This is a genomic window from Enterococcus sp. DIV0800, assembly GCF_050559735.1.
GTDB classification, from domain to species: Bacteria; Bacillota; Bacilli; order Lactobacillales; family Enterococcaceae; genus Enterococcus_A; species Enterococcus_A devriesei.
This window is the reverse complement of record NZ_CP187898.1, coordinates 1,566,958-1,582,324: the sequence shown is the minus strand read 5'-3', so window position 1 is coordinate 1,582,324 and position 15,367 is coordinate 1,566,958. Positions and strand designations below refer to the sequence as shown.

Genomic DNA, 15,367 nt, shown 5'->3' with positions numbered 1-15,367 from the left:
GATGGAAATTGTAAAATTACGTCATCCTTATCAACCAGCAGAAATTCCAGCAGGAGACTGCGTATTAGTTTTAGGTTTTTTTGATGGTGTTCACCGCGGGCATCAGGAAGTCATCAATACTGGCAAAAAAATTGCGCAGGAAAAAAATTTGAAATTAGCAGTGATGACCTTCAATCAGCATCCAGCGGTAGTCTTTCAAAAGGTTCAAAGCACACCAATCAAATATTTATCGACGCTAAAACAAAAAGAAGAACGGATGGCAAAACTGGGCGTTGATCTTTTGTATGAGGTGGCTTTTACTTCAGCCTTTGCGGCCTTGGACCCACAAACGTTTGTCGATCAATATATCGTTGGACTGCATGGGAAAGTTGCGGTGTCTGGTTTTGATTATAATTTTGGCAAGGATCAATCAGCGGATGCCAAGTATTTGCCCAAATATGCGAAAGACCGTTTTGAAGTCGTTACAGTGGCGAAAAAAACCGAAAAAAATGAAGAAGAAAAAATCAGCTCTTCCCGGATTCGTCGGCTCTTATCTGAAGGGCGCTTAGAAGAAGCAAACCATTTATTAGGCTACATCTATGAAGTCAGCGGCACAGTGATTCATGGGGAAGCGCGCGGCAGAACATTGGGCTATCCCACCGCCAATATCCAAGTACCGGAGGATATGAATTTGCCAAAAGAAGGCGTCTACGTCAATCAAATTAAAGTAGGCGACCAGTGGTATCCAGCAATGGGCTCGATTGGCCATAACGATACTTTTGGCCCGAATCGCATGCTGACGGTTGAGATCAATATTTTAGATTTCGATCAAGAAATTTATGGTGAAAAGGTCAAAGTGTGTTGGTATCATATGCTGCGGGGACAAGTTGCCTTTGAATCAGTTGACGGCTTAGTGAAGCAGTTAGAAATTGACGAACAAGCAACGAGAGATTATTTTAAATAGTATTTCAGTAAACCAGTGGAAGATCATTCTTTCACTGGTTTTTTTGACGGTGAAAGTATAAATTTTTTACATGAACAAATCACTTTACTGCGGGTATATTCATGTCCGGCTTCACGAACTAGTTTTATCGGCAATAAACAAAAGCTGAGGGAGTTCGTGAAAGCCTTTCTTAGCGAAATTTCCGATAATGGTAAATGATTGTCAGAGGAAAAGCGGTGTCTTGGATGCTACTTGTTTGCTATCATTAAAGAAAAGGGAGTGACAAATATGGAGCAGTTATGGAATATTCGACGCTATCAAGTTGAAGATGCCAAAGAGTTATTTATGATGATGGAAAAGGAAGCTGACTGGGGCGGCTACACTAGTGGCACTGGGAAAAGAAATTATTTACAAGCACTACAAACATCGCTGACTTATTTGCTTTTTGAAAATGAAAAAATTTGTGGCTATGCCCGTTGCCGAGAGGATGATGGCTTTGGTGTGTATATCTATGACTTGTTAGTCGATGCAACTTATCGCGGAAAGAGTTATGGGCGGTATTTGATGGAACAGGTCTGCCATGATTTCCCTGAACAGACGGTTTATGTTATGAGCGATGTTGATCCTTATTATGAAAAACAAGGCTATCAAAAAGAAGGAACAATCTTTATCGTGCAGCCCAATAAAAAATAATTTTAGGTGCTTGATTGACTCTCCCTTAACAGGAGACACTATTCTGTTAATAAGAGAAGGGAGAGATGATTATGAATCCAGCCATCAAAACTGATCGGCTAACAAAAGAAATTGGTGGTCGAAAAATTGTCAACCAAGTTTCTTTTGCGATCAATCAAGGCGAAGTTTTTGGTTTGTTGGGACCCAATGGCGCCGGTAAAACAACCACGATCGAAACACTTTTAGGCATCAAGCGCCCAGATCAAGGAGCGGCAACCATCTTTGGCTTAGATCCGCGAAAGCATCGGCGAGAAATTTTTGAAAAAGTAGGTGTTCAACTGCAATCCTCGAGTTATCAAAATAATATTCGAGTCGAAGAACTGTGTCGAGAAATTACCTGTCTATACAAAGACCCAAGAGATTATCATGAATTACTAAAAATGTTCAAGCTAGATAAGTTTCAAACACAATTCGTTGAGAAGCTTTCTGGTGGCGAGAAGCAAAAATTATAGATTGTTCTGGCCCTGATCCCTAATCCTAAAATTATCTTTTTGGATGAATTAACGACTGGCTTAGATACCGAAGCGCGACGAATCGTTTGGCAAACGTTGTTGAAACTAAAAAAAACGAATCTGACGATATTCTTAACGACTCATTATATGGAAGAAGCGGAGATCCTTTGTGACAGAATTTGTTTCCTGAAGCAAGGCAGTATCGTTGCGACAGGGACGATTCCAGAACTTCTAGCAAGGAGTGCTCAGAATAAGTTGGAAGACGCGTATCTTTGGTTTGTAGGGGAGGAAGACGATGAGTAAAGTGATTCAATTGACTAAAGTTGAAGGAAAGTTAGCACTGCGTTCGATTGATGGTGTACTTTTTGGGATTGGAATGCCGCTGGGGGTCCTGCTTTTGACCACCATGATTGCTGGAAGCAAACAGGCTGGAGCGGCTGATTATACTTTTTTAGATAGTAGCTTCAGTTCTCTTTTAGTTGTGGGTATTTGTGCGACGGCTTTTATGGGAATCCCACTGACGATCTGCGATTACCGTGATAAGAAGATTTTGAAACACTTTTTTGTGACTCCGGCATCGCCAGGGCATTTGATTGCGACTCAAGTCGTGGTAGCGATGATTACTGCAATCATTTCAGCGGTTCTAGTAGCTCTGGTTTCTGTAGTTTTTCTTGATTATCGGATGCAAGGTAGTTGGGGACTTTTGATTGCTAGTTATTTTTTAGTGATGATCGCAATGTATAGTTTAGGGTTATTGATTGCCAGCCTATGTAAAAATATCAAGATCGCGAATTTAGTTTGTAGTTTGGTTTATTTTCCAATGCTTTTTTTATCAGGTGCAGTGATTCCTTTCGAGTTGTTTCCAACAGGAATGCAAAAAATCGCGCATGTTTTGCCTTTGACACAAGGTGTCCAGCTGTTAAAAAGCGTTAGTTTGAACCAACCGATCGGGAATCCACGATTTATTATAATTCTCTTGATCGTCATTACCATTGTTGGGTTTGGTTTAGCAGCAAAATTATTTCGCTGGGAATAAAAGGAAAAAAGAAAAAGAGGTGAGCTTATGGAATGTCAACAAATCGAAGAACGGCTTTATCGAATTGGCATGTTCTCTAAAATGAATCAGGTCACGATTAAAGCGTTACGTTATTATGATGAAGTGGGGTTGTTGCATCCCCGCTTCATTGATCCAGATAATGGCTATCGATATTACAGCTCGAGCCTACTGGAACCGTTACATCGGTTACTAGCGCTGCGGCGAATCGGCTACAGTATCGAAGAGATCAAACGTGTGCAGGAAGGTGAAAGTGAACAGCGGATTTTGCAAAAAAAGAAACAGCAACTACTAAGAGAAATCGCTGAACGGACCACGATGCTCGCGCAAATTGAAGGGTATTTACAACAAGAAGCTGAAAGCTATCATATGGTCATCAAGCAATTACCAAAAGTAATTGTGGCATCAATTCGGCGTGTGATTCCCAGTTATGACACATTGTTTTCAATGATGCCGGAAATGGGCGCGTTGATGGAAAAAGCCGATTGTGTCTGCTCATTGCCGGAGTATTGTTTCAGCATTTACCACGATAATGAATACAAAGAAACAAATATTGACATTGAAGCCTGTGAAGCAGTAACGGAGTTGAAACCAGACTTGGGTGAATTGAAATTTAAAGAAATCCCCGAAGTATCCACCGCTATTTGTACCATGCATAAAGGTCCATATTCAAGTCTGCCAAAAGCATATGGTGCGGCAATCAAATTTGCAGAAGATAACGGCTATGAACTGATTGATTCCGCCCGTGAAAATTATATTGATGGCATTTGGAACAAAGACAGTGAAGCAGAATGGCTAACAGAAATTCAAATTCCAGTGAAAAAAAGCGAATGAACTTAGAAAGCCGCAAGAGAAGGATCTATTCTCTTACGGTTTTCTTATTCTCAATATAAAAAATAATTTTATCAACCAATTCATGGTCGAAGTTCAAAGTGGTTGGCTGACCATAAAGCAACTTTTCATAGTCCTCTGTTAATTTTAAAAATGCGCCTTCAAGTCCGGGCTCCTTTTTCTCTGCTCGTTTTGCATAGTCGGACAATGTTTCAGAAGAATTCCGTGCCAAATTTCTTTCCATTTTTTTCAATAAGAGTGGATAAATCTTTCTAAGAGGTTGTCGAGTGATTTTCTTTAAAATACGCACACGAATTCTCAAAAGATATTTTTGGAAGAACCAAATGGCTACCGCAGCTGATCCAATAAGAATAATCGGTATTAGAAAGCGGGGCAGACCTTCTTGATCAGTTGTTTCATTATCTCCAGAGCCGTCAGCTAGCGTGCTGGAAGTGGCTTGATTTTGGCTGCTTGAGTCAGATGCGTCTACCGAGGACTCGGACAATGCTGAATTGGGTGTAGTACTTTCTTCAGCGGCCTCAGGTTGACTAGGATTGGTAAAACTAGGCGTTGGTTCAAAAGGCAGCCAACCAAATCCTGCAAAATAGACCTCTACCCATGAATGAGCATGTAGATTTCTAATCGTAAAGGTCGTTTCTCCATTAGTGTTCAAGGTTTGATCCCCCGGTGCAAAACCTTTGGTCCAACGTGCAGGGATACCAAGTGTTCGCAATAAAATGACCATTGAACTAGAGAAATTATCACAATACCCCACTTTTGTTTCAAATAGAAATTGATCAATGTAGTCTTGATCGTCTGCCGGAGAGGCAGCATCGATTTTAGAATAGCGGAAATCGTCATTATTTTTCAAATAGTTTTCTACCGCACTGACTTGATTGAGTAAAGAAGTTTCTGAATCAATGATTTCACTAGCGAGCTCGCCGATTCTTGCGGGGAGACTATTTGGCAGCTGTAAATAGTCAACCGTCGTATCATTTGGAAGAGTGAGAGAGATATTTTCCAACGCCGCTAATTGATAATCCGGCGGGGACCATTGGTTGTGAATCCCTCGTTCAGTTTGATTGGACCCACCAAAGTCGACTCGTCCTGTTTCCTCAGCGCGAATAAAATTAGTAGATCCTTCTGTAACGGTGATGGAGCTATTCCCATAAGGTAAGGGCAAGTAGGTTCCGTGATTAAAGTAACGGCTGGAGCTGGCTTCAGGCGCTTTGTAGTACTGGTCAGATTGTTGAGTTTCAACAACGAGAGGCGCTTGTCTGTTCCGAGACCAGGTTTGTACTTGATTCGTATTTTCCCAGCCTTTTCCGGTGTAAAAGTCTTTACTTTCGACGCGCCAATAGCTTGTGTCTTTTTGCGTTACTTCGAAAAGGATCGTGGAGTCATCCAGCAATGCTCCGCCTAATTGCTGATCATTTTCGCTAAAGCCGGTTCGAGCGGTAGAAGAATAGGAAGCGCGCTGGATCCAGTTATAAAGCCCTTGTTGGTTTGCGAAGTTGCGGATTGGCGATGTCCAGTTAGTCAACACGGTTCGTATTTCTGAATTCGTTAATTGAATAGCGGAAAATCCCACCACTAAGAAAACAAGTATTACACCAATAAAAAGTTTTGGCGGTAAGCTTTTTTGTCTAAAAGTCCGGGACAGTATCCCACAAATCAAAAGCAATGCCAAATGACTGCTGAGATTATCAGTATGAAAAACACTCAAGATCAACAAGTAGCTGACCATCAAAAAATAGCTAAAAAGAAATCGCTCAAATTGAATCATTAAAACGGCCAGTAATAGCAAGACTAGAAGCAAGAGGGGAATGGCTGAATCCTGTGAGATAAAGGTTGACGCACCAGTAAAAAATGCATGGAAGTTCTCAATCATTTTGTCAAATAAAGCGGTCATCCATTGCAAAGACAAGGATTCATCCAAGGGAAGCAAAGTATATAAACTAAAAATAAAGCTAACAATTCCCAGCAAACATTTCAGGCTGTAGTAGGGAACAAAACCGATGATCAAACAGAAGCCCGCTATCAGTCCAATCAAAAGTGGGGGGATTGCCAACTCATAGATACGTAAAACTTGAGAAAATACCGTAATCAAACTTAGAAACGTCAGAAATACGATAGGTCCTTTCCTTTTTAGTTGCGCCATAGGCTTCACCTGCTTTCGTCGGTTTTAAAAAGATGCTGCAAGAAGGGCAGATCATATACTTGGACAGAATTCTCTTTTTTTAAGTATTCAATCAGTTCGAGCGTTGGCGAATTAAGTTCTGGAGTAAAGAAGAACAGCTCTTTCCCTTTAAACCGCTTCACGAAAGGCCGTTCTTCAAAAGGCTGAATATTAGCAAATACCTGACTATCGATTTGTGAAGACGCCACTACAATATTACCAAAGAGATATTGTTGGATTTGTTCTGTCTGTTTTACTCGGTCTTGTAACGAATAATAATAGCTGAGGGCCTCTTCGAATTGTGGAGAAGGATTGCCCCAAAATAGCCAAATTGGTTCTGCTAGCTGAGCGTGTTCCTGTTCCCGATAAATCAACGTTGTTTGCTTACTAGAGAGCTTCCAGTCGATATTTTTCAAGGCATCGCCGCTGCGATAATGTCGATAGTTTTTAATAGTAAACGTTGGTTCGCCAAACGGTTGATTATGCATGGCTTGTTGGAAATGAAAGTGATTGGATAGTCTGTGGTATTGAGGCAAAACCAGAATTTTCTTTTTTAAGGTTGTCCAATAGGTTTTACTGAATAATGGATTACTGCTCTGATAACGAATACTTAATTCTTCGTATAGCCCTCGCTGTGTCGGTGTCCACTGAAAATTTATTTGCTTTTGGCGCATGAAAAACAGTTCAGTTGCTTGTCGAGCAATCCAGCCATCAGCCAGTGTGATATTTAGTTGTATAATGGGAAATATTTGGCGCAGATAAGAAAAAAGAATTGGAAGTTTTGTTACTTGCTTCACGTGCGTCGTCAGTGAATCTGGTGATTCGGCGACTATTCTACTTAATGGGATCAGCAGATGTATTAGACAAAGGAGGAGAAAGAGTGTTAAAAAGAGAAAAAGGGTCCAACCGATGTCATTGTTAAAAATCCCCGCATAGGCAAAAGACAAAAGATATAGAAAAAGAAACAGGAAGATTTTGATAGCGTCTTTCATTCGTCTCATAGACTAACTCCTAACTGGGATAGGGACGTGATCAATGATTTGGTGAATGACTTCCTCAACGGACAGCCCTTCACGTAAAATCAAGCGGTGAGCAAAAACGGCAGGTAAAATCTTTTGTAGATCGCCAGGCGTCACGAAGGATCTTTTTTCTGTTAAAGCGTAGGCCTTCGCTCCTTGGATAAAAGCAATTGATCCACGAGGACTGATACCTAAGTCAATCGCGGGATGATTGCGAGAAGCCTCGACTAGTTGCAGGGCATAGCGCGCAACGGCATCATCCACGTAAACCTCCGTTACTTTCTGCTTTAGCTCCGTCAACTCTGCTAGCGTCAAAACCGGTTGAATCAAGGCTAATGATTGCTGACGTTTTCCAGTTATTAGTTCTAGCTCATCGGAAAAAGCGGGATAGCCGATATGCAAACGAAACAAAAAGCGATCCAATTGTGCTTCGGGAAGCGGATAAGTTCCTGAGTAACTGACTGGATTTTGTGTGGCTAGCACGAAGAAATGGGGATTTAAAGCATAGGTTTGATTATCAATCGTTACATGTCCTTCAGACATTGCTTCTAATAAGGCAGCTTGTGTCCGGGGAGTCGTTCGATTGATCTCATCAGCCAATAAAATTGTTGTAAAGATCGGTCCAGCTCGAAAGTCAAATTGATTGGTCTGAGCATCAAAGATAGAGATACCTAAAATATCACTAGGCAGTAAATCGGGGGTAAATTGAATTCGAGAAAAATCGCTGTGGATGGCTTTAGCCAAAGATTTGACTAAGATCGTTTTTCCGACACCAGGAATATCTTCAAATAAAACATGTCCACCAGCTAGCAAGGCAGCAACTGTTAATTGGATCACATCACGTTTTCCGAGGATCACTTTTTCAATCTCACTGATCAAGTCTGTAATTTTGTCCAATTCGTGTTCAGCCATCAGTGGCACCTCCTTTGTGATTATTTTACTATTGTAAAGGAAAAAACAGCGTGATTGCAATTAATCGCTATTTAATTTCATTGAAGGAAGTACAATTAACTCTTTATTTGGAGCCAATGATAGCCACAGCAATGGGAAAACTGAAGAATGGGTTAGTAGAAAAGAGGGATCGTAATATAAATAAGTAACTTGTGGAAATTTTTCTGTGAGTTGCTTTTCTAAATTATTCAAAAATAGGTGGAAAGTAAGACAGCACTACAGAACAAGCCTCAGTTAAAAAGCTATGCTAAGATTATCCTATGAAGAAGAGGAGGGAAGATGATGCATGCATGGGAAGCGATTCAACATTCGGTTGACTATATCGAAGAAAATATCCAAACAGAAATGACAATCGACGAATTGGCAAAGGTGTCATATCTATCCGTTTTCTATTTTCAAAAATTGTTTAGTCGGCTGGTTGGTAAAACCGTAAAAGAATATATAAAAGCCCGCAGAGTTGCCAACGCCAAGTCAGAGTTAAAAACTAGCAACAAAAGAATTGCTGACATCGCCATGGATTTTGGATTTAATAGTCATGAAGTCTTTACGAAAAATTTCAAAGAAATCTACGGTATAACTCCTGAGACTTATCGCAAGAACGAGGTGGTCTTAACTGATTTTTTGAAACCAGAGTTATCAATCGATTACACATTAGTGGATGAGGGCGTCCCATTGTTAGTCAATGATTTGGTACTAGAAATTTATCAACAAAAAATTGAGGTATCAGAATATTATACAGGCGTCTCTAAACAGATTGATGCTTCCGAAATGAACAAAGTTGGCGTTAACACGTTAGTTGAACTATGGGATCAGTTTCAACAGGAACGAGCGACCATCGAAAATTTATTGCCAGAGGGTTTAGTACTTGATTATTTTACAATGGATGTATTGCCAGGCAAGGTCCAATATTTTGTCGGCGGGCAATCAACGAAGGAAGGTTTTAAGCATTTTACACAATGTATTATAGAACCGGGAAACTATTATGTTTGTTCTTATGAAGCTGAGGATTTTGATTATTTAGTCAGCGACGGGCTCTACAAAGCGAATACTTATTTTTTTGAGACGTGGCTACCTAAACATGGCATTGGCATGGAAGATATGGCACCTTTTCTAATTCAGAAATATCTCAATGTAACGGATGACCCTAAAATCGAAATTTGGATTCGACCAGTGAATCAGCTCGTCACAACTCATGAATAAATAAAAAACTTCGGATCGTCTAGCGGTCCGAAGTTTTTTTGTTAAGTGTTAAGCTTGATTCCTTTATAAAAAAACTACCCCAAAAAATTCCGGTAATTTGTGAGATCAAAAAAAGGACGCACAAGGGAGCGATCGCCGTGAATGGTGAGGAGGAGTGATAAAGATTCACTAACGGGCTTTTTTGCAAAATCAATAGACCACTCAATAAAATATTGATGATATTCCCAATCACCAATAAAGGCAGCTGCTGCGTTCGCTTCGCAAAAAAACCGATAATAGCGGTCACTAATACAAAGAGAAAAATACCAATAATGGAATCAAACAAATAGTCCATCGCCAATGAAATGTGAATATATGGAATTAAAAAGAAAACAAAAGGAAATTGTTTGATTCGTTCTTTGTTCATAGTCAGTCAGCTCCTTCTTAAAAAACTTTTGTATAAGGTTATTTTATGATCGATAAATAGTCAATACAACAGCGGCTAATCAATTTCGTTTAATAATGAAGATTATTTTATGCTGCTATCAACAAATCATAAGAGGATTGCCGATAAATTATTTTATTTTCGCAATAAGGAAGGTGATTTCTGAGAAAAAAATTCTGACTTGATTGTCTATTTTTAAATGGGACACGAAATTTCACTACTATAATTTTCACTTTCCCATTCTAGCAAGTAAAATAACCGAAATATTTTCTCTTTACTATCTGGAAGATTGTGATAATATGATTAGAAATGGAGGGGTTATATGAACAAACTACAAGATCGATTTAACAAAAATGTTTATCAAATCGCCGTCTCATTGATTCGTCAATTTGATGAGAAGGTTTCTGGGATTCCTAATATGTTGAAGCTGACATTAGGTGAACCGGATTTTAATACCCCCGAGCATATAAAAGAAGCGGGTCAGCAGGCAATCAAAGATAATTTTAGCCATTATACTGGGATGTCCGGTTTGATTGATGTTCGTGAGGCCGCCAGCCGTTTTTTATCTGAAAAATATGCGGTTAATTATGAAGCGACGACCGAAGTTTTAGTGACGGTTGGAGCGACCGAGGCGCTGTCTGCCAGCCTTTTAGCGATCCTTGAACCTGGCGATAAAGTATTATTACCCGCACCGACCTATCCTGGTTATGAACCGCTAATTTTATTAGCTGGAGCTGAGCCGGTTTACATCGATACCCGAGCAACTGGTTTTGTTTTAACACCGGAACAAATTGATCAAGCGATGACGGAGCACGGGGATAAAGTGAAGGCAATTATTATTACCTCGCCATCCAATCCAACTGGGGTTGCTTATAATGAAGCAGAAGTTGCCGCATTAAGTGAAACCTTGAAGAAGTATTCGATCTTCGTGATCAGCGATGAAATATATAGTGAGTTGAATTATGAATCTAAACATGTGTCTTTTGGAAAATATTTGAGAGAACAGACGATCGTAATCAATGGCTTGTCAAAATCTCACGCCATGACCGGTTGGCGGATCGGCTTTATTTTTGCTCCGGCAGAGTTAGTCGCAGAAATCATCAAAGTTCATCAATATTTAGTGACAGCAGCCTCAACGATTTCACAAAAAGCCGCCGTACGAGCCTTGGTCCAAGGAATCTCAGATGCGGAGATTATGCGAGAAGAATACCGTGCGCGAAGAGATTTCGTGTATCAGTCGATGACCGACTTAGGTTTTGATGTTGCACGACCGTCAGGAGCCTTTTATATTTTCGCCAAGATACCAGCTGGTTACATTCAAGATTCAATGGCCTTTTGTATTGATCTGGCAGAGAAAAATCAATTAGCCTTGATCCCGGGAATTGCTTTTGGACCTGAAGGGGAAGGCTACGTCCGTATCAGTTACGCCGCTTCGCTAGAGAATTTGGAAGAAGCGATGAAGCGTCTAACGAACTATCTAAACAAATAAAAAGAAATCAGGTTCGCCACTCGATAGAAAGTGGCGAACCTGATTTATCTTTAGTCTGGAAAGGATCACATGTGGGTCCTTTTTTATTTGTTTAAGTAGTTGAATAAACCGCTGATTGTTTTGTCATCTAAGTTGATTTCTTCACCGTCAACGGTTGCTTTGACTACGTGATAATAATCAGGTAGATCAGGTACTTCCTTCAATTGTGCACCGACAAAATCACTGGCAGCATTATAAGTTTTTTCTTTTTCTGAGCCGTTCAATTCATAAGTAATAACTAGCATCTTAATCGCTTCTCTCGTTTAATTTTTGACTTCATTCGTATTGTACCGCAAAACTAATAAAAAGTAAGCCATTTGACCTTTACCAAAGCTTTACAGTTCTTAACCAATCATTTACATCTGCTCAACAGCATATTTACGTTGAATTGCTAAAGTAAGCATGTACTAAAAATAACGAAATCGAAACCTGAATTCATTTGATACGACAGGATAAAAATGAATTTAGGAATCAAAAATGGGATAAGTTTGCTTATGGGAATTTATTCTTTAATTGGAGAAGGAGAGTATGACATGAAGAAAATTATTTTTGCTTTAGCTTTATCAGGAGTTTTATTGGCCGGCTGCGGTAGCGGCAGTGGGGCTAGTAAAGATTCTTCAGGAGCAGGAAAAAGCGATACAGCCAAAATCACTGCGGTAGGTTCAACGGCGTTACAGCCATTAGTTGACGCAGCGCAAGAAAGTTATACACAGGAACATCCCGAAGTGCAAATTTCCGTTCAAGGAGGCGGCAGCGGGACCGGTTTGAGTCAAGTAGAGAATGGTTCCGTCCAAATTGGAAACTCCGATGTCTTTGCAGAAGAAAAGGACGGCGTAGATGCCTCAAAATTAGTTGATCATAAGGTAGCGGTAGTTGGTTTCGTTCCAGTAGTAAATAAAGATGTGGGGGTCAAAGATATCACGAAACAGCAATTAATCGATATCTTTACCGGCAAACTTAAAAATTGGAAAGAACTTGGCGGGAAAGACGAAGCGATCCAAGTTGTCAATCGAGCTTCCGGCAGCGGAACTCGCGCAACTTTTGAAAAGTGGGGCTTGGATGGGAAAGAACCGATTCAGTCACAAGAACAGGATTCATCAGGAACGGTGAAAAAAATCGTGGCGCAAACACCAGGTGCCATCAGCTACTTAGCACTTTCATATGTGGATGACAGCTTACAAGCGTTGGATCTAGATGGCGTCAAAGCGACTGATAAAAATATTACAACAAACAAATGGCCAATCTGGTCATATGAACACATGTATACAAAGGGTAAACCAGATAAAGCATTGGCCGACTTCTTAAAATACATGACAACTGATGAGATTCAAAACGGACCAGTCAAAGAATTAGGTTACTTACCAATCACCTCAATGGAGATTGAACGTTCAGCGGACGGTACCGTTAAATAAAGCAAAAAAAGGATCGCGGAGAATTTTTCCGTGATCCTTTTTTAGTTTTTAAATTAGTTTAATGGTAAACGCACCGTAAAGGTTGAACCCAGTTGCGGATGACTATCAACTGTCACCGAACCACCAAGAATCTCACTATATTCTTTCACAATCGCAAGCCCTAATCCGGTACCGCCTGAATGCCGGCTGCGAGCCTTGTCGACACGATAAAAGCGCTCAAAAATACGCTTCTGGTCAGCTTCATTCATGCCGATACCATGATCACTGACAGAGATCATCAAATCCTCGGCCGATTGATAAGAAAGCTCGATTTGACTGCCTTCAGGAGAATACTGAATCGCGTTTTCCAAAAGATTTTTAATGATCGGTTGGAAAAAAGGCAGCCGAGTCTGGTAAAAATAATCGCTTTGTCCGTCGATCACCACGGTAATCATTTTTTTCTTCAACAAATGTTGGAAGAGATCTACTTGCTGTTGGATAAAAGACGTCAATTCAATAGTCTGATGATCTTCGGCTAAATCATTTTTGTCTTTTGATAATTCAATAATGTCTTGGATCAAATGTTGCAGACGTTTAGCATCATTTTGCATGATCGTCAAAAATTCGGTAGTTAATTCAGGGTCTTCTTTTGCACCGTCAAGCAGTGTCTCAGAAAAGCCTAGTAAAGAAGTGACCGGAGTTTTTAATTCATGAGAGACATTACCCACAAAGTCACGTTGAATTTTTTCTAATTCCCGGACATGGGTCAGGTCATAAACCGTGCCCATGATTTGATCACCTTTTACTTCATTTTCTAAGTAACGCAGACGAATATCTAAATTCATCGCCGCTGGCAATTTGGTGGAGATCTCTTGGTGGACTTGATTTTTTTCAACTAAAACTTGTTGAATCAATTGAATGAAATGATTGTCCTGAATGACTTGCCAATAATGATGCCGACTGGCACCGCCAAATTGTAAAAGTTCCTCCATCGCCGGATTGATCATAACAAAGCGCCCATCCATATCAATAATAAAAACGCCGATAGTCAACTCGTGAAACAGGGTAGAAAATTGTTCCTCGGTGGAAGTATAAGCGGCATAGGTCTCATTTAACTGTTCGCTGATTTGATTGACCGTGACATAAAGCTCCTGCCATTGAGGAGCATTCTGCATGACATAATTACTTTTTTCTGGCTCCTTCAACATTCGTTGCAAAACTGGGAGAACCGTTTCGATCGGACGATTTCGTTGATAGATCAAATAGCAGATAATCAAATAAATCAGGGTATAAAAAATCAAAAGAATGATGGCGATTGATTGCTGGAAGTTTCGCGTTTTCGGTTGAAAGGCGGAAGTTCTTTTGGCCACTCGTAAGATGCCGATGGTCTCATCGGCGCCCCGAATCGGTTGAGCGGTGTATAGCAGCTCGGTCTTTAGCGTCGAGCTATAGCGGACTGAAGAACCTACGTCGTTATTTTTCAAGACCATTTTGACCTCGGGCCGATTTTCGCGGCTGCCGGAAAGATTAGGCTCGGAGCTGTCAAATAAAATCGTGCCATTTTTGTCTAGTAAGGTAATCCGATCATGTGCCTCTTGGGAAAATGTTTCGATGGCTTGTTTATTGGCGGCCGAATTAAGCTCTATGAGATCCAGATGATGGAGCAGCAGCTCGCCATTACTGGTCAAAAATTCTTCTTGCTGCTCTAACAGTTCCTTATTATAAAAATGATTTGCTAATTTCCAGCTACCAAAAAAAAGCAGACAAACGAACACTAGCGGGATGATATAGTCTAGCTGTTTTCGTTTCATTGAGCTGGCACCTGAAATTTATAGCCAAAGCCGCGAACGGTTTGTAAATATTGCGGATGCTTCGGATCAACTTCGATTTTTTCCCGCAAATGGGAGACGTGAACATCCACGATTCGACTTTGACCGGAAAAATCATACTGCCAGATACGATCCAATAACGTATCGCGGTCAATCACTCGTTCCTTGCGCTTCATAAAGTAGACTAACAACTCGAATTCTTTCGGCGTCAATTCGATTTTTTTGTCGCGAACGGTAACTTGATAGTTGGTTAAATCGGCTTTGATTTCGCCGGCTGATAAGAATTCATGCTCCACTTGTTCCTGCCTAGGCTCGATACGCCGAAAAATAGCTTTCATTCGTGCCAGCACTTCTCTTGGTGAAAAAGGCTTCGTTAAATAATCATCGGCACCGATCTCTAACCCTAGAATGCGATCGATGGCATCATCTTTTGCCGTTAGCATCAAAATCGGCGTCTCAACTTTTTCCTGCCGCAGTTTTTTTGCGATCTCCAAGCCGTCCATCGAGGGCAGCATCACATCTAGAATAATAAAATCAAACTTTTCGTTTAAGGCTAACTCAAAGCCTTCTTGTCCATCCTCTGCGGTGGTAACTAAATAGCCTTCTTTTTCCAAATTGAAGCTTAATAATTTTACGATCGAGGGCTCGTCGTCTACTACTAATACACGTTTCATAAATATCTCCCTTCCTATTAAAAACCTTCATACTTTGATTAATCCTGTTGAATCTGCATACTTACTAAAAAGGAGACCATATTTTTCTTGATTTGCTGCTTTACAAAACAAGGTTTTTACATAAATAAAACTGAAATTTGCTCCGTTTCACAAATTGTCTAGAACCTGCAAGAATTCGCGC

The 15,367-nt window shown here is 40.4% G+C and carries 16 protein-coding genes; 9 read left to right on the top strand and 7 right to left on the bottom strand.

Going from position 1 to position 15,367, the window contains the following annotated elements; genetic code table 11:
* Position 1 precedes the first annotated feature (1 nt).
* The 6 genes from ribF to IGI54_RS07725 all read left to right on the top strand — a co-directional run bounded on the left by ribF (position 2) and on the right by IGI54_RS07725 (position 3,994).
* On the top strand, positions 2-943 hold the full coding sequence (gene ribF, locus IGI54_RS07750; protein WP_430620376.1) for a riboflavin biosynthesis protein RibF: 942 nt from the start codon (positions 2-4) through the stop codon (positions 941-943).
* 267 nt (positions 944-1,210) lie between these two features.
* The gene (locus IGI54_RS07745; protein ID WP_379945639.1) at positions 1,211-1,615 is read left to right on the top strand and encodes a GNAT family N-acetyltransferase; all 405 of its coding nucleotides are present in this window, start codon (positions 1,211-1,213) and stop codon (positions 1,613-1,615) included.
* A gap of 65 nt (positions 1,616-1,680) precedes the next feature.
* On the top strand, positions 1,681-2,106 hold the full coding sequence (locus IGI54_RS07740) for an ATP-binding cassette domain-containing protein (RefSeq protein WP_430620375.1): 426 nt from the start codon (positions 1,681-1,683) through the stop codon (positions 2,104-2,106).
* A 39-nt stretch (positions 2,107-2,145) separates the two neighbouring features.
* Positions 2,146-2,409: a hypothetical protein gene (locus IGI54_RS07735; RefSeq protein WP_430620374.1), complete on the top strand. Its 264-nt coding sequence runs from the start codon at positions 2,146-2,148 to the stop codon at positions 2,407-2,409.
* The gene (locus IGI54_RS07730; protein WP_071863424.1) at positions 2,402-3,142 is read left to right on the top strand and encodes an ABC transporter permease; all 741 of its coding nucleotides are present in this window, start codon (positions 2,402-2,404) and stop codon (positions 3,140-3,142) included. The genes IGI54_RS07735 and IGI54_RS07730 overlap by 8 nt, the downstream gene beginning before the upstream one ends.
* A 27-nt stretch (positions 3,143-3,169) precedes the next feature.
* Positions 3,170-3,994: a MerR family transcriptional regulator gene (locus IGI54_RS07725; protein ID WP_430620373.1), complete on the top strand. Its 825-nt coding sequence runs from the start codon at positions 3,170-3,172 to the stop codon at positions 3,992-3,994.
* A 25-nt stretch (positions 3,995-4,019) separates the two neighbouring features.
* Here IGI54_RS07725 and IGI54_RS07720 read toward each other — a convergent pair whose 3' ends face one another.
* The 3 genes from IGI54_RS07720 to IGI54_RS07710 are packed head-to-tail and all read right to left on the bottom strand — an operon-like array spanning position 4,020 to position 8,101.
* A complete protein-coding gene (locus tag IGI54_RS07720) occupies positions 4,020-6,152 on the bottom strand; it encodes a transglutaminase domain-containing protein (protein WP_430620372.1) in 2,133 nt (710 codons plus the stop codon).
* Positions 6,153-6,157: 5 nt separating this feature from the next.
* Positions 6,158-7,171: a DUF58 domain-containing protein gene (locus IGI54_RS07715; protein WP_430620371.1), complete on the bottom strand. Its 1,014-nt coding sequence runs from the start codon at positions 7,169-7,171 to the stop codon at positions 6,158-6,160.
* A 3-nt stretch (positions 7,172-7,174) separates the two neighbouring features.
* Positions 7,175-8,101 (bottom strand): AAA family ATPase, encoded by a 927-nt coding sequence (locus tag IGI54_RS07710; RefSeq protein WP_430620370.1) that lies wholly within the window; start codon positions 8,099-8,101, stop codon positions 7,175-7,177.
* A gap of 321 nt (positions 8,102-8,422) precedes the next feature.
* On the opposite strand from IGI54_RS07710, the gene IGI54_RS07705 reads away from it, so the two are divergent.
* Positions 8,423-9,340 carry a helix-turn-helix domain-containing protein gene (locus IGI54_RS07705; protein ID WP_430620369.1) on the top strand — a complete coding sequence of 306 codons (918 nt, stop codon included), beginning with the start codon at positions 8,423-8,425 and terminating at the stop codon, positions 9,338-9,340.
* Between the two features lie 19 nt (positions 9,341-9,359).
* Here the strand turns inward: IGI54_RS07705 and IGI54_RS07700 are convergent, their stop codons facing one another.
* A complete protein-coding gene (locus IGI54_RS07700) occupies positions 9,360-9,746 on the bottom strand; it encodes a hypothetical protein (protein ID WP_071863418.1) in 387 nt (128 codons plus the stop codon).
* A gap of 340 nt (positions 9,747-10,086) precedes the next feature.
* On the opposite strand from IGI54_RS07700, the gene IGI54_RS07695 reads away from it, so the two are divergent.
* Positions 10,087-11,253, top strand: a complete 1,167-nt coding sequence (locus tag IGI54_RS07695; protein ID WP_379945631.1) for a pyridoxal phosphate-dependent aminotransferase — start codon at positions 10,087-10,089, stop codon at positions 11,251-11,253.
* 83 nt (positions 11,254-11,336) lie between these two features.
* Here the strand turns inward: IGI54_RS07695 and IGI54_RS07690 are convergent, their stop codons facing one another.
* Positions 11,337-11,537, bottom strand: a complete 201-nt coding sequence (locus tag IGI54_RS07690) for a hypothetical protein (RefSeq protein WP_071862894.1) — start codon at positions 11,535-11,537, stop codon at positions 11,337-11,339.
* 288 nt (positions 11,538-11,825) lie between these two features.
* Between IGI54_RS07690 and IGI54_RS07685 the strand changes: the two genes are divergently transcribed.
* Positions 11,826-12,704, top strand: coding sequence for a phosphate ABC transporter substrate-binding protein PstS family protein (locus tag IGI54_RS07685; RefSeq protein ID WP_071862893.1), 879 nt, complete (start codon positions 11,826-11,828; stop codon positions 12,702-12,704).
* A gap of 53 nt (positions 12,705-12,757) precedes the next feature.
* On the opposite strand, the gene IGI54_RS07680 is transcribed toward IGI54_RS07685, so the two are convergent.
* Both IGI54_RS07680 and IGI54_RS07675 read right to left on the bottom strand, forming a co-directional pair.
* On the bottom strand, positions 12,758-14,494 hold the full coding sequence (locus IGI54_RS07680; RefSeq protein WP_430620368.1) for an ATP-binding protein: 1,737 nt from the start codon (positions 14,492-14,494) through the stop codon (positions 12,758-12,760).
* On the bottom strand, positions 14,491-15,186 hold the full coding sequence (locus tag IGI54_RS07675; RefSeq protein WP_071862891.1) for a response regulator transcription factor: 696 nt from the start codon (positions 15,184-15,186) through the stop codon (positions 14,491-14,493). Before IGI54_RS07675 ends, IGI54_RS07680 begins: the two co-directional genes overlap by 4 nt.
* Positions 15,187-15,367: the final 181 nt, after the last annotated feature.

What these genes read in the sequence shown, in the direction of transcription:
- IGI54_RS07705 (WP_430620369.1), top strand. Translation starts at nt 8,423, where the DNA reads ATGCATGCATGGGAAGCGATTCAACATTCGGTTGACTATATCGAAGAA.
- IGI54_RS07745 (WP_379945639.1), top strand. Translation starts at nt 1,211, where the DNA reads ATGGAGCAGTTATGGAATATTCGACGCTATCAAGTTGAAGATGCCAAA.
- IGI54_RS07725 (WP_430620373.1), top strand. Translation starts at nt 3,170, where the DNA reads ATGGAATGTCAACAAATCGAAGAACGGCTTTATCGAATTGGCATGTTC.
- IGI54_RS07720 (WP_430620372.1), bottom strand. Translation starts at nt 6,152, where the DNA reads ATGGCGCAACTAAAAAGGAAAGGACCTATCGTATTTCTGACGTTTCTA.
- IGI54_RS07740 (WP_430620375.1), top strand. Translation starts at nt 1,681, where the DNA reads ATGATTATGAATCCAGCCATCAAAACTGATCGGCTAACAAAAGAAATT.
- IGI54_RS07700 (WP_071863418.1), bottom strand. Translation starts at nt 9,746, where the DNA reads ATGAACAAAGAACGAATCAAACAATTTCCTTTTGTTTTCTTTTTAATT.
- IGI54_RS07730 (WP_071863424.1), top strand. Translation starts at nt 2,402, where the DNA reads ATGAGTAAAGTGATTCAATTGACTAAAGTTGAAGGAAAGTTAGCACTG.
- ribF (WP_430620376.1), top strand. Translation starts at nt 2, where the DNA reads ATGGAAATTGTAAAATTACGTCATCCTTATCAACCAGCAGAAATTCCA.
- IGI54_RS07675 (WP_071862891.1), bottom strand. Translation starts at nt 15,186, where the DNA reads ATGAAACGTGTATTAGTAGTAGACGACGAGCCCTCGATCGTAAAATTA.
- IGI54_RS07695 (WP_379945631.1), top strand. Translation starts at nt 10,087, where the DNA reads ATGAACAAACTACAAGATCGATTTAACAAAAATGTTTATCAAATCGCC.
- IGI54_RS07690 (WP_071862894.1), bottom strand. Translation starts at nt 11,537, where the DNA reads ATGCTAGTTATTACTTATGAATTGAACGGCTCAGAAAAAGAAAAAACT.
- IGI54_RS07715 (WP_430620371.1), bottom strand. Translation starts at nt 7,171, where the DNA reads ATGAGACGAATGAAAGACGCTATCAAAATCTTCCTGTTTCTTTTTCTA.
- IGI54_RS07685 (WP_071862893.1), top strand. Translation starts at nt 11,826, where the DNA reads ATGAAGAAAATTATTTTTGCTTTAGCTTTATCAGGAGTTTTATTGGCC.
- IGI54_RS07710 (WP_430620370.1), bottom strand. Translation starts at nt 8,101, where the DNA reads ATGGCTGAACACGAATTGGACAAAATTACAGACTTGATCAGTGAGATT.
- IGI54_RS07680 (WP_430620368.1), bottom strand. Translation starts at nt 14,494, where the DNA reads ATGAAACGAAAACAGCTAGACTATATCATCCCGCTAGTGTTCGTTTGT.